The sequence below is a fragment of the Streptomyces phaeolivaceus genome, assembly GCF_009184865.1.
Lineage (GTDB): Bacteria > Actinomycetota > Actinomycetes > Streptomycetales > Streptomycetaceae > Streptomyces > Streptomyces phaeolivaceus.
The window spans coordinates 6,717,364-6,730,818 of the sequence record NZ_CP045096.1; the positions used below are offsets into that span (position 1 = coordinate 6,717,364).

Below are 13,455 nucleotides of genomic sequence, written 5' to 3' on the forward strand. Positions count from 1 at the left end.
GGAAACGCTCCGGATGCCGCGATCACCTCCGTGATCACCTCGGTCCCCGCGACGCGTGAGCCGCGGAAACCGGGAGCAGTGCGCGGCGAACGTGTCCCACCGTGTGATTTCCCCCTCGCCCGGCACCGTGAAACGGACGGTTGCGCGATGCTGGAGACAACGTTCGTTCACTTCCCGGAGCGCGGGGTGGAGGGGTGTTCCACGGACCCCGAGTCGTGATGTGCGTGGTTTCGTGATGTGTGTGGGTTCGCGTGATTCGCGATACATGTACTGCCGTGTTCCGCTATGCCTGGTGCAGTTGTTTCACGGAGGCATGGAGGCAGTGATGGGTGTGGCAGCCGGCCCGATCCGCGTGGTGGTGGCCAAGCCGGGACTCGACGGCCACGATCGCGGGGCCAAGGTGATCGCGCGGGCGCTGCGCGACGCCGGTATGGAGGTCATCTACACGGGCCTCCACCAGACCCCCGAGCAGATCGTCGACACCGCGATCCAGGAGGACGCCGACGCGATCGGTCTCTCCATCCTCTCCGGCGCCCACAACACGCTCTTCGCCGCGGTCATCGCACTCCTCAAGGAGCGCGACGCCGAGGACATCCTCGTCTTCGGCGGAGGGATCATCCCCGAGGCGGACATCGCGCCCCTCAAGGACAAGGGAGTCGCCGAGATCTTCACGCCCGGGGCGACGACGGCGTCGATCGTGGAGTGGGTACGGGGGCATGCGCGGCAGGGGGCGGGTGCGTAGTGGCTCGGGGGTGCGGGTTCGGTCGGCGGGTGCGGGTCGTTCGTGGTTGCTCGCGCAGTTCCCCGCGCCCCTAGAAGATCAGGCCCCTGCTTTTCAGGGGCGCGGGGAACTGCGCGAGAAGCCCCACGCACCCGCGCCCGCACCCGCACCCGCGCCCGCACCCGCGCCCGCACCCGCGCCCGCGCCCGCGCCCGCCGACCGAACCCGCACCCCCGAGCCCCTCCGCGCCCCCAGCCATCACGCGCCCGGCGGCTCCAGCTCGGCCCGCATCGTCGCCCGCAACCGCAACGTCGTCGCGAGCCGCTGAAACGCCTCGGCCCAGTACCCACCCGCTCCGGGCGCCGCATCCTCCGCGTCCTCCGGCGTAGCCGTCAACGGCTGGAGCCGCACCGCCTCCCCCGGATCCAGGCACCGCTCCGCCAACCCCATCACCCCACTGAAACTCCAGGGGTAACTCCCGGCGTCCCGCGCGATGTCGAGCGCGTCCACCACGGCCCTCCCCAGCGGCGGAGCCCACGGCACCGCGCACACCCCGAGCAGCTGGAACGCCTCCGACAACCCGTGCGTGGCGATGAACCCCGCCACCCACTCGGCCCGCTTCCCGCCCTCCAAGGTCGCCAGCAGCTTCGCCCGTTCGGCCAGGGACGCGGCTCCCGGCCCACCGGCCTCCGGTGTGGAGGGCGCCCCCAGCAGCGCCCGCGACCACCCGGGATCCCGCTGCCGCACCGCCGCCCGGCACCACGCCCCGTGCAACTCGCTCTGCCAGTCGTCCGCGACCGGCAGCGCCACGATCTCCTCCGGCGTACGCCCCCCGAACCGCCCCGACCAGGCCCCGAGCGGCGCCGCCTCCACCAACTGGCCCAGCCACCACGACCGTTCACCCCGCCCGGCCGGGGCCTTGGGCAGCACACCGTCGCGCTCCATGCCCGGGTCGCACTCGTGGGGGGCCTCGACGACGATCGCGGGCGCTCCGGTTCCCGAAGACGTGCCGCCCATGTGATCGACGGCCACGCACGCCGTCGCACGCTTCGCCATCCGCCGCGCGAGCGCCGAGTCGGGCAGCGCGGACAGCAACTCCGCCGCCGTGGCCCGCACATTGCGACTGCGGTCGGTCAACGCGGCCTCCAGGAAGGGTTCGTCGGCCGCCGCCAGCCCCGTACGCAAGGTGTCGAGGAACATCAGCCGGTCCTCGGCGCGCTCCGTCGGCCATGTGGACGACAGCAACTCACGGGCCGCGGCGGCATCCCCGGCCCGTATCGCCGTGAGCAGGGCGACGCGCTCCGCGAACAGGCCCTCCCGCCACAGCCGTCGCACGCCCTCGGGTTCGTCCGGGCCCGGCAGCGACGCACCGCCGCCGGGTGCGGCCCGCAGCGCGAAACGCCAGTCCGTGTTGAGCCGGGCCAGCCACAGCGCCCGCGCGCCCGCGAAGGCCAGCACGGCGGGCCGCAGATCCGTACGGCCGCGCGCCGCGTCCAGCAGCGCGGGCAGGGCCTCCGGGGGAGCCGCGTAACCGTGTGCGTTGGCCAAGGCCAGCCATTGGGGCAGCAGTTCCATCAGATCGGGTGCCGTGCCCCGGCGTCCGCCGCCGGTGCCCGGCCGGTCGGCCAGCAAGGTCGTCAGCCGTCGTGTCGCGGCGGGCGGCAGCGGGGGACGTCGGTCCGGTGCCGCCGGCTGCGGTCGGGCCGCCGCCCGCACGGGCCGGATCCCCGCCCGGCGCCGCACGGTCTCCACGGCCGCCGCGTCCAGCAACGCCACCGGCGCCTCCCGGCCCGGCACGGCCCCCGGGGGCGTACGACGGTCCGTGCCGAGCAGCGCGGTCGTGACCAACTCCTCCCAGGAGAGCCCCGCCGAAGCCTCTGAGGTGCTGGTCATGAGGTCCCTCCCCGATGCCGCGAACCACGGTCGCCGCGACGGCTGTTTCTGTGGCCGCTGTTTCTGTGACCGTTGTTTCTTTGACTGCCGCTTCCGCGACCGCTTCCGCCGCGACCGCCTCCGCCGTGACCGCCGCGTTCGGGATCGCTGCTTCCGCCGCCGTCCCCGATCGCGTTGGCCCTCAGCACAGCGCCACCGCGTGTCCCCGTGCGTCCTCCGACTGCTCCTCCGCCCATGCCGTGAGCGGGGTGAAGCCGCGGTGGCCGCACTCGCCGAAGACGGTGACCGGTGTGCCGCCGGAGAGGGCTATGAGGCGCCACAGGCCGGGGCGGGAGAGGGCGGTGGCGGTGAGGGGGAGGGCCGTGTCGCCGTCGGCGTCGGCCAGTTGCCAGGAGTCGCCGTCCGGGGTGGGGACGACGCGGGTGAGGGTGACCGGGGAGGAGTCCAGCCAGGGGTCGTCCCGGAGGGCCGCGCCGTAACGGGCCGCCGCCTCGGCCGGAGTGATCCCCGGCGGTCGTACGGCGGTGGGCTCGGGCGCGGTGAAACGCTCGCCGAGGGCCACGCGCGGCTGTCCCGCGCTCGCATACGCCGACACCTCGGCCTCGAACGCCAGCCCGACCGGCAGTGACAGCTCGGGTGCGCGGCCGGCGGCTCCATAGGAGAGGAGCAGCGCCGTACGGCCCGACTCGGTGCCGTGCAGCCAGATGCGGCGGGTGGTGAGGTGGGAGTCGGACGTGTCGTACTGGGCGAGGGCCAGCCAGCGGTCGCGGACCGGTGGGCCGTCCGGGGAACCGGACAGGCCGATCCGGGAGCGGACCGTGGCCGCGAGACCGTCCGGGAGGAGATCGCGGCGCAGCCAGCCCCGGTCGAGGAGATGGAGGAGCGCGCACTCCTCAAGGAGGCGGACCGGCCAGCCCGGTCCCGAGCCCGGTATCGCGCCCAACTCCCTCACCCGGGCCGCCAGTCCGGGGGCCTGGGCGTCGACCATACGGGCCGCCGTCTCCTCCCACAGCCCGTACCCCGCCTGTTCCGCGGCGGCCAGGCCGCCGCGGAACAGGTCGGTCAGACGCTGTTCGAGCTCCGCCGCGCCCGCGGTGATCCGGTCGGCGCGCCGCTCTGCTCGGCGACGCGCCGCCTCCGGATCAGCGGACGTGGCCCCAGATGCCGCGTCCGTCCTCGTCGTCCTCTCCGCTGCGCGCGTGCGGCGGCCGGACAGCCACTGCTCCGCCCAGTCCGGCGCCGCCCCGGACGGCACCGCGGCGTCGTCGCCCGCCCAGAGCAGGAGCAGCCCCAGCGCATGCTTGCACGGGAACTTCCTGCTCGGACAACTGCACTTGTAGGCAGGCCCGGAGGAGTCCGCCACGTCGATGATCGTCTGATACGGCTTGCTGCCACTTCCTTTGCACAGTCCCCACACCGTCCCCTCGTCCGAACTGCCAGCACTCGACCACGGCCCTGCCACGGCGAGTTTGCTTCCGGCTTTGCGCGACGCTGCGTCAGGTGCCAATGCCAGCACCTGCTCAGCCGTCCAGCGCACCCCCTGCTGAGTCATGTTCTGAAGGTAGATCCCACCACTGACAATTGGCTTGCGCGATCCAATTTCCGCAGGTCAGACTGGATTGTCAGTGGGGTGGTGCAGGGTGGTCATCAGATCCGAACCGGCCGAGCTGGAGGGGGACTCAGCCATGCCTGCGTCCGTTGGAACGACCACTGTCGACCCGAGCCACAACCAGTCCGCGCCCGCGAACACCCGTACAGGTGGTGAGAGCGCGCGCACGGGCGGTGACGTGCTCCGGGCGCACGCCGAGCACGCCTTCGCCGACGAACTGGCCGCGCTGGCCGCGCAGGACGACCGGCCCCGGCCGGCCCGCTGGAAGCTCTCGCCGTGGGCCGTCGCCACCTATCTGCTCGGTGGCACGCTCCCGGACGGCACGGTGATCACACCCAAGTACGTCGGGCCGCGCCGCATCGTCGAGGTCGCCGTCACCACCCTCGCCACCGACCGCGCCCTGCTGCTGCTCGGCGTGCCGGGCACCGCCAAGACCTGGGTGTCCGAGCATCTCGCGGCGGCCGTCAGCGGCGACTCCACCCTGCTCGTGCAGGGCACGGCGGGCACCCCGGAGGAGGCGATCCGGTACGGCTGGAACTACGCGCAGCTGCTGGCCCACGGCCCCAGCCGCGACGCGCTCGTGCCCAGCCCCGTCATGCGGGCCATGGCGGAGGGCATGACGGCCCGCGTCGAGGAGCTGACCCGTATCCCGGCCGACGTCCAGGACACACTGATCACGATCCTCTCCGAGAAGACGCTGCCGATACCGGAGTTGGGGCAGGAGACCCAGGCCGTCCGCGGCTTCAACCTCATCGCCACGGCCAACGACCGCGACCGCGGGGTGAACGACCTGTCGAGCGCGCTGCGCCGCCGTTTCAACACCGTGGTGCTGCCGCTGCCGGAGAGCGCCGACGCCGAGGTCGACATCGTCTCGCGCCGCGTCGACCAGATCGGCCGCTCCCTCGACCTGCCGGCCGTGCCCGACGGCGTCGACGAGATCCGCCGCGTCGTCACGGTCTTCCGTGAACTGCGCGACGGCGTCACGACGGACGGCCGTACGAAGCTGAAGTCGCCCAGCGGCACCCTGTCCACCGCCGAGGCGATCTCCGTCGTCACCGGTGGGCTCGCCCTCGCCGCCCACTTCGGCGACGGCGTCCTGCGCCCTTCCGACGTTGCCGCCGGCATCCTCGGCGCAGTCGTCCGCGACCCGGCCGCCGACCGCGTCGTCTGGCAGGAGTACCTGGAGGCGGTCGTCCGCGAACGCGACGGCTGGACCGACTTCTACCGCGCCTGCCGTGAGGTGAGCGCGTGAGGGGGTGGGGGGAGGCCGGGGACGTACGACCGCCCGGTGGTGGCCCGTTGCTGCTCGGGGTACGGCATCACGGGCCCGGGTCGGCGCGGGCGGTGCGGGCCGTGCTGGAGGCGGCTCGGCCCCGGGTCGTGCTGATCGAGGGGCCACCGGAGGCGGACGGACTGATCGCGCTGGCCGCCGACGAGGACATGCGGCCCCCGGTCGCGCTGCTCGCCCACGCGGTCGACGAACCCGGGCGGTCCTCCTTCTGGCCGTTCGCCGAGTTCTCCCCGGAGTGGGTGGCCGTCAAGTGGGCCCTCGCCCACGGTGTCCCGGCCCGCTTCATCGACCTGCCGGCCACCCACACGCTGGCCTGGGGGAGGGACGAGGAGACGGCGGCTGAGGAGGCGGTCCGGGGCGATCCGCTCGCCGCGCTCGCCGAAGCCGCCGGTTACGACGACGCCGAGCGATGGTGGGAGGACGTGGTCGAGCACCGGCGGACGGGCGGGGACGTCTTCGCGCCGTTCACCGTGCTGGAGGAGGCCATGGGCGCGCTCCGGGAGGTGTACGGGACCGGCGGGCGCGACCGGGATCCGGTGCGCGAGGCGTACATGCGCTTGCAACTGCGGTCCGCGCAGAAGGAGTTCGGGGACGACGGCGTGGCCGTGGTGTGCGGCGCCTGGCATGTGCCCGCGCTGCGGGAGAAGCCGACCGTGGCCGCCGACCGGGCGCTGCTGAAGGGGCTGCCCAAGGTCAGGACCGACATGACCTGGGTGCCATGGACCAACCGGAGGCTCGCCCGTGCCGGTGGCTACGGCGCGGGCATCGACTCGCCGGGCTGGTACGGGCATCTGTTCGGCGCGCCCGACCGTCCCGTGGAGCGCTGGCTGACCAAGGTGGCGGGCCTGCTGCGCGAGGAGGACCGGATCGTCTCCTCCGCCCATGTCATCGAGGCGGTACGGCTGGCCGAGACGCTCGCCGCGATGCGCGGGCGCCCGCTGCCGGGCCTCACCGAGACCACCGACGCCGTACGGGCGGTGATGTGCGACGGCTCGGACGTACCGCTGTCGCTGGTGCGGGACCGGCTGGTGGTCGGCGACGTCCTGGGGGAGGTGCCCGAGGCGGCGCCGGCGGTGCCCCTGCAGCGGGACCTCACCCGGCTCCAGCGGCGGCTGCGGCTCAAGCCGGAGGCGCTGGAGCGGGAGATGGAGCTTGACCTGCGCAGGGAGAACGACGCGGAGCGCAGCCGGCTGCTGCACCGGCTGCGGCTGCTCGGCGTCGAGTGGGGCGAGCCGACGGCCTCGCGCGGCAGCACGGGCACCTTCCGGGAGACCTGGCGGCTGCGCTGGGAGCCGGAGCTGTCGGTGCGGGTCGCCGAGGCCGGCGTCTGGGGGACCACCGTGCTCTCCGCGGCGACCGCCAAGGCCGAGGCTGACGCCGTCACGGCTCGCTCGCTCGCCGACATCACCGGCCTCGCCGAGCGCTGTCTCCTCGCCGAACTCCCCGCCGCCCTGCCCGTGGTGATGCGGGTGCTCGCCGACCGAGCCGCCCTCGACGCCGACGTCGGCCACCTCGCCCAGGCACTCCCGGCCCTCGTCCGCTCCCTCCGCTACGGCGACGTCCGCGCCACCGACACCCGCGCGCTGGCCGAGGTCGCCGCAGGCCTCGCGGAGCGCGTCTTCGTCGGGCTGCCGCCCGCGTGCGCCGCGCTCGACGCGGAGGCGGCACAGGAGATGCGCCGCCATGTGGACGCCGTGCACGGAGCGGTGGGCCTGCTAGGCGAGACCGGGGCGGGGACGGGGGAGGGTGTCGGGAAGGGGCAGGGCACCAGGGGCGGGCGTGGGATACGGGGCCGCTGGCACTCGGTGCTCCACGTCCTCTCCGGGCGGGACACGGTGCCGGGGGTGATCCGGGGGCGGGCCGTGCGACTCCTGCTGGACGACGGGGAGCTGGCGCAGGACGAGGCGGCGCGGCTCATGGGGCTCGTGCTGTCGCCGGGTACGGCACCGGCGGACGCGGCGGCGTGGATCGAGGGGTTCGTCGGCGGCGGCTCCGGCGGCGGGATGCTGCTCGTCCACGACGAACGGCTCCTCGGCCTGGTGGACGCCTGGCTCACCGGGGTGCCGGGGGACGCGTTCACGGACGTACTGCCGCTGCTGCGGCGGACGTTCTCGGCGTACGAGGCGGGTGTGCGGCGGACGCTCGGCGAGCTGGTGCGGCGCGGGCCGGGGCGAAGGGCGAGTGCGGCGGGCGTCGGGTCCGGCGGCATACCCGGCTTCGCCGACGACCTCGACGGCGACCGCGCGGACGCGGTGCTGCCGGTGGTGCGGCTGCTGCTGGGCCTGGACGGCGACGGACCGGAGGGTGACCGGCGGACGGCCGTCGATGACAACGACCTTGTGGGGGTGGCGGGATGACGACCGACGGACTGCGATCGCGTGAGTCGGGGCGGGCCGGCGAGGCGATGGACGCCGGGGGCGGGCCGGTGCGTGGACGTGTGGCGCGGCCGGGCGACCGCCCGAAGACCGTGACGGTGATGCCCCTCTGGGCCCGGCCTCGGGCGGGGGTGCGCGGATGACGACGCGGGTGGAGACGGTGGCGGAGACGGACGCGGGCGGGGACGCCGACGAGCGGCTGCGGCGCTGGCGGCTGGTGCTCGGCGGGGACGCGGCGGACGGCACCGGGTGCGCGCTCGGCGGGCGGGACGCGGCGATGGACCAGGCGCTGGGCGCGCTGTACGGGAACGGGAAGGGGGGCAAGTCGCGGGCGGGACAGGACCGTTCGGCGGGGCTCGGGGCGTCGGCGCCGTCCGTCGCGCGATGGCTGGGCGACATCCGGACGTACTTCCCCTCCTCCGTCGTCCAGGTCATGCAACGGGACGCCATCGACCGGCTCGGGCTCTCCGCGCTGCTCCTGGAGCCGGAGATGCTGGAGGCGGTGGAGGCGGACGTCCACCTCGTCGGCACCCTGCTCTCCCTCAACAAGGCGATGCCGGAGACGACGAAGGAGACCGCGCGAGCCGTCGTACGGAAGGTCGTCGAGGACCTGGAGAAACGGCTCGCGACCCGCACCCGCGCCACCCTCACCGGCGCCCTCGACCGCAGCGCCCGCGTCAACCGGCCGCGCCACCACGACATCGACTGGAACCGCACGATCGCGGCCAACCTCAAGAACTATCTGCCGGAGTACCGGACGGTCGTGCCCGAGCGGCTCATCGGGTACGGGCGGGCCTCGCAGTCGGTGAAGAAGGAGGTCGTCCTCTGTATCGACCAGTCGGGGTCGATGGCGGCGTCCGTGGTCTACGCGTCCGTGTTCGGGGCGGTGCTGGCGTCCATGCGGTCGATCAACACCCGGCTCGTCGTCTTCGACACGGCGGTCGTCGACCTCACCGACCAGCTCGACGACCCGGTCGACGTCCTCTTCGGCACCCAGCTCGGCGGCGGCACGGACATCAACCGGGCGCTCGCGTACTGCCAGTCGCAGATCACCCGGCCCGCGGACACCGTGGTCGTGCTGATCAGCGACCTCTACGAGGGCGGGATACGGGACGAGATGCTGAAGCGGGTGGCGGCGATGAAGGCGTCGGGGGTGCAGTTCGTGACGTTGCTCGCGCTCTCCGACGAAGGGGCGCCGGCGTACGACCGCGAGCACGCGGCGGCCCTCGCGGCGCTCGGCGCACCGGCGTTCGCCTGCACGCCCGACCTCTTCCCGGAGGTGATGGCGGCGGCGATCGAGAAGCGGCCGTTGCCGATACCGGACCGGGTGTGAAGGGGCGGGTGTGCAGGGGCAGGTGTGACGGACCGGGTGCGAAGGGGCGGGTGGAGGAGGCGTGTTCGGGCGCGGCGCGGATTGCCGTGCCCCTGCCCCTGCCCCTGACCGCGACCGCGACCGCGTCGGCAGTCGGCTACCGGACAGGGCAGGTTGAAAAGGGGAGATGACCGCGCATCGGTGACGTGGGGCTTGCGCGACGGCGGGAGTCCCGTGCGAGGATCGGCAACGCTTCACACCCTTCACACGGGTGTTCGCATCTCGCGCATCCTCACCCCGTACTCCGCCGTTCCGTCGCACGGGAGGGTTCTCCCCGTCTTGCCCGCCCTGACCCCAGCCGCCGCGCTTCCCGGTGCCGGTGCCGTCCTGCGCGTGGTGCGCGTGGCCGCCGGGCGCCGTTCGCTGCGCGTGGCGCTGTTGGTGGGCGGACTGTTCGTGCTGGGCGTCCTGTGCGGGACGCGCGCGAACGCGGCGGAGGGCACACCGACCTCGTCACCGCTCCTGCCCGCCGTCACCGACACGGCCACCGGAGTCACCGGCGTCGTACCTACGGTCGCCGGGGACATCGTGCGACCGGTCAAGGAGAACGTCGTGCGACCGGTCAAGGAGAACGTCGTACGTCCGGTCAAGGGGAACGTCGTACGTCCGGTCAAGGGGAACGTCGTACGTCCGGTCAAGGAGGACGTCGTACGTCCGGTGACCGAGAAGGTCGTGCGGCCGGTCACCGAGCATGTCGTCGTGCCGGTCGGGGATCTCGTGGAGTCGGTGACCGAGGGGCTCGGTGGGGTGTCCTCGCAGCTTCCGCCGGTGAGCGGATTGCCGTCGCTGCCCGAGGTGCCGGGGCTGCCGCAGTTGCCGGAAATGCCCGGGTGGAACACCTCGCCGGTGGAGACGCCGCCCGTGGTGGCGACGCCGCTGGAGCCGGGGCGGGCGGAGGCCGAGAGGCCGGGCCCGCCCGTGGACGGCGACGGCCGACGCGACGGTGAGCGGGCTTCCGGGCCGGCCGCCGAAACGTATGGGCCGTATGCCGTGGACGGCGGTGCGGCGCCGGTCGTATCGGCCCCGCGGCGGGACTCAGGCGTCGGAGGCCCGTCCGTCTTACGGGTGCCCGCGCGGCAGAACCCCCACGGTCTTCCGACCGGCGCCCTCGGCCGCCACTCCGCCGTCGACAACAACGGGCCCCGGCACGCCGAGCCGCACGCCGTGGCCTCCTTCGACCGGGCGCCGCTGAGCGTCCTGCTCGGCACTCCCGTGGCCGACGTCCCGGACGGAACCCGGGACCGCCACCGGGACATCCCGGAGTTCCCCGGCTGACACCCGTCCCTCCGACCCCGCCGAACTGTCGCGCGGGGGTGGGACAGGCCTGCCCGCCGTCCGGCTGCGCCTCCCTCATACAGAGGCGCTGCTCGCGGAGGCCCGACCCCAGCAGCTTCCGAGTGCCGGAGCCGCGCCCCCGGCCCCCGAAGAACTCCCCCGAAGAACTCCCTCAAAGAACTCCACCCGCAGGAACACCACCCGCATCCCCCAAGGAACTGACGCGCGCATGAACAACAACCCCCGCCGTTCCCCCGTGCCGGCCGTCGTGCACGCCGCTCGTGGGCCCTGACCCCGGGAGCGGTGCAGGACAGCCGACCCATCGGTGGAAACCCGGACGGCCGAAGCCGTCGGCCTGGTCCGGGTGGATGCCGGGGGTGGTGGCGGGTGGTCCCCCATGGGGAGGGGATCACCCGTCGAGGGGCCCTTCGGAGTGGGTGAAGGGCCTCGGAGGGACCTCACCGGACGTACCCCCGTCCGGTGAGGTCCCGCACGCGCGGCACGCGGTGCCAGTGAGGGCGGCATCATGTGACAGGTATCACCGCTCAGGTGTGACCCGCGATTTAGGGGCCTCCGGGAAGCAGCGATAACCTGCGAGACGGACATGCCGCGCGCTCGGACACCGTGTGCGCCTCCCTTGTGACTCTCGGCGGACGTCACGTTGCCCTTCGCGGCACGCCCACGCATCCAACGAACCGCGATCACTGATAGGGACGGAAGCGCGTGGACCTGTTCGAGTACCAGGCGAGGGACCTCTTCGCCAAGCACGGTGTACCGGTGCTGGCCGGTGAAGTCATCGACACGCCTGAGGCGGCGCGCGAGATCACCGAGCGGCTGGGCGGCAAGTCTGTCGTCAAGGCTCAGGTGAAGGTCGGTGGTCGAGGCAAGGCCGGCGGCGTCAAGCTCGCCGCCACCCCGGACGAGGCTGTCGCCCGTTCGACGGACATTCTCGGGATGGACATCAAGGGCCACACGGTCCACAAGGTGATGATCGCCGAGACCGCTCCGGAAATCGTCGAGGAGTACTACGTCTCCTACCTCCTCGACCGCACCAACCGCACCTTCCTCTCCATCGCCTCCGTCGAGGGCGGCATGGAGATCGAGGAGGTGGCGGCCACCCGCCCCGAGGCCGTCGCCAAGACGCCCATCGACGCCAACGTGGGGGTGACCCCCGAGATCGCGCGCGGCATCGTCGAGGCCGCGAACTTCCCGGCCGAGGTCGCCGACAAGGTCGCCGACATCCTCGTCACCCTGTGGAAGACCTTCATCGAGGAGGACGCCCTTCTCGTCGAGGTCAACCCGTTGGCGAAGGTCGCCTCCGGCGATGTCCTGGCCCTCGACGGCAAGGTCTCCCTGGACGAGAACGCGGACTTCCGCCACCCCGACCACGAGGAGCTCGTCGACCACGCCGCCGCGAACCCCCTTGAGGCCGCCGCCAAGGAGAAGAACCTCAACTACGTCAAGCTCGACGGTGAGGTCGGCATCATCGGCAACGGCGCGGGTCTCGTCATGAGCACCCTCGACGTCGTCGCGTACGCCGGTGAGAACCACGGTGGCGTCAAGCCGGCCAACTTCCTCGACATCGGCGGTGGCGCCTCCGCCGCCGTCATGGCGAACGGCCTGGAGATCATCCTCGGCGACCCCGACGTCAAGTCGGTCTTCGTCAACGTCTTCGGTGGCATCACCGCCTGTGACGAGGTCGCCAACGGCATCGTGCAGGCGCTGCAGCTGCTCGCCGACAAGGGCGAGGAAGTCACCAAGCCGCTGGTCGTCCGGCTGGACGGCAACAACGCCGAGCTGGGTCGCAAGATCCTCTCCGACGCCAACCACCCGCTGGTCCAGCGCGTGGACACCATGGACGGCGCGGCCGACAAGGCCGCCGAGCTCGCGGCTGCGAAGTAAGGGACGAGGGAAACAACCGCCATGGCTATCTTCCTCAACAAGGACAGCAAGGTCATCGTCCAGGGCATGACCGGTGCCACGGGCATGAAGCACACCAAGCTCATGCTGGCCGACGGCACGAACATCGTCGGTGGCGTCAACCCGCGCAAGGCGGGCACGTCCGTCGACGTCGACGGTACCGAGATCCCGGTCTTCGGCACCGTCGCCGAGGCGATCGAGAAGACGGGCGCCAACGTATCCGTCCTCTTCGTACCGCCGGCCTTCGCCAAGGCCGCCGTCGTCGAGGCCATCGACGCCGAGATCCCGCTCGCGGTCGTCATCACCGAGGGCATCGCGGTCCACGACTCGGCCGCTTTCTACGCGTACGCGGTCTCGCAGGGCAACAAGACGCGCATCATCGGTCCGAACTGCCCGGGTCTGATCACTCCCGGTCAGTCGAACGCCGGCATCATCCCCGGTGACATCACCAAGCCGGGCCGTATCGGTCTCGTCTCGAAGTCCGGCACGCTGACGTACCAGATGATGTACGAGCTGCGGGACATCGGCTTCTCGTCGGCCGTCGGTATCGGTGGCGACCCCGTCATCGGCACCACGCACATCGACGCGCTCGCCGCGTTCGAGGCCGACCCCGACACCGACCTGATCGTGATGATCGGTGAGATCGGTGGCGACGCGGAGGAGCGGGCCGCGGACTTCATCGCGAAGAACGTGAAGAAGCCGGTCGTCGGTTACGTCGCCGGGTTCACCGCGCCCGAGGGCAAGACCATGGGCCACGCCGGTGCCATCGTCTCCGGGTCCTCCGGTACGGCCGCCGCGAAGAAGGAGGCCCTTGAGGCCGCCGGTGTCAAGGTCGGCAAGACGCCCACCGAGACGGCGAAGCTCGCGCGCGAGATCCTCAACGGCTGATCTCTTCAGCTCTGCTGAGCCTTTGCGGGCCCGCACCCCTGACCGGGGTGCGGGCCCGCTGGCGTTCTCGGGGGTACGGGGTTGGGGGCGCGCGGTGGCCTGTGGGGACCC

9 protein-coding genes are annotated in these 13,455 nt (G+C 72.6%); 7 read left to right on the forward strand and 2 right to left on the reverse strand.

The window, feature by feature from the left end; genetic code table 11:
• Positions 1-325 precede the first annotated feature (325 nt).
• The gene (locus tag F9278_RS31185) at positions 326-742 is read left to right on the forward strand and encodes a cobalamin B12-binding domain-containing protein (RefSeq protein WP_152171267.1); all 417 of its coding nucleotides are present in this window, start codon (positions 326-328) and stop codon (positions 740-742) included.
• A gap of 237 nt (positions 743-979) precedes the next feature.
• On the opposite strand, the gene F9278_RS31190 is transcribed toward F9278_RS31185, so the two are convergent.
• Positions 980-2,614, reverse strand: coding sequence for a DUF5691 domain-containing protein (locus tag F9278_RS31190; protein ID WP_152171268.1), 1,635 nt, complete (start codon positions 2,612-2,614; stop codon positions 980-982).
• Between the two features lie 181 nt (positions 2,615-2,795).
• Positions 2,796-4,166 carry an SWIM zinc finger family protein gene (locus F9278_RS31195; RefSeq protein WP_152171269.1) on the reverse strand — a complete coding sequence of 457 codons (1,371 nt, stop codon included), beginning with the start codon at positions 4,164-4,166 and terminating at the stop codon, positions 2,796-2,798.
• A 133-nt stretch (positions 4,167-4,299) separates the two neighbouring features.
• Between F9278_RS31195 and F9278_RS31200 the strand changes: the two genes are divergently transcribed.
• The 6 genes from F9278_RS31200 (at position 4,300) to sucD (ending at position 13,344) form a co-directional block, all read left to right on the forward strand.
• The gene (locus F9278_RS31200; RefSeq protein ID WP_193241710.1) at positions 4,300-5,475 is read left to right on the forward strand and encodes an ATP-binding protein; all 1,176 of its coding nucleotides are present in this window, start codon (positions 4,300-4,302) and stop codon (positions 5,473-5,475) included.
• The gene (locus F9278_RS31205; RefSeq protein WP_152171270.1) at positions 5,472-7,871 is read left to right on the forward strand and encodes a DUF5682 family protein; all 2,400 of its coding nucleotides are present in this window, start codon (positions 5,472-5,474) and stop codon (positions 7,869-7,871) included. The genes F9278_RS31200 and F9278_RS31205 overlap by 4 nt, the downstream gene beginning before the upstream one ends.
• A 157-nt stretch (positions 7,872-8,028) precedes the next feature.
• Positions 8,029-9,222: a VWA domain-containing protein gene (locus F9278_RS31210; RefSeq protein ID WP_152171271.1), complete on the forward strand. Its 1,194-nt coding sequence runs from the start codon at positions 8,029-8,031 to the stop codon at positions 9,220-9,222.
• Between the two features lie 318 nt (positions 9,223-9,540).
• Positions 9,541-10,536, forward strand: coding sequence for a hypothetical protein (locus F9278_RS31215; protein WP_226967035.1), 996 nt, complete (start codon positions 9,541-9,543; stop codon positions 10,534-10,536).
• 723 nt (positions 10,537-11,259) lie between these two features.
• Entirely contained in the window at positions 11,260-12,438 is a 1,179-nt protein-coding gene (sucC, locus tag F9278_RS31220) for an ADP-forming succinate--CoA ligase subunit beta (RefSeq protein WP_152171272.1), read from the forward strand.
• Positions 12,439-12,459: 21 nt separating this feature from the next.
• A complete protein-coding gene (gene sucD / locus F9278_RS31225) occupies positions 12,460-13,344 on the forward strand; it encodes a succinate--CoA ligase subunit alpha (RefSeq protein WP_152171273.1) in 885 nt (294 codons plus the stop codon).
• Positions 13,345-13,455: the final 111 nt, after the last annotated feature.

Bases quoted from the DNA above. Each gene is read 5' to 3' on its own strand.
- F9278_RS31185 (WP_152171267.1), top strand. From the start codon at position 326: ATGGGTGTGGCAGCCGGCCCGATCCGCGTGGTGGTGGCCAAGCCGGGA.
- F9278_RS31190 (WP_152171268.1), bottom strand. From the start codon at position 2,614: ATGACCAGCACCTCAGAGGCTTCGGCGGGGCTCTCCTGGGAGGAGTTG.
- F9278_RS31195 (WP_152171269.1), bottom strand. From the start codon at position 4,166: ATGACTCAGCAGGGGGTGCGCTGGACGGCTGAGCAGGTGCTGGCATTG.
- F9278_RS31200 (WP_193241710.1), top strand. From the start codon at position 4,300: ATGCCTGCGTCCGTTGGAACGACCACTGTCGACCCGAGCCACAACCAG.
- F9278_RS31210 (WP_152171271.1), top strand. From the start codon at position 8,029: ATGACGACGCGGGTGGAGACGGTGGCGGAGACGGACGCGGGCGGGGAC.
- sucD (WP_152171273.1), top strand. From the start codon at position 12,460: ATGGCTATCTTCCTCAACAAGGACAGCAAGGTCATCGTCCAGGGCATG.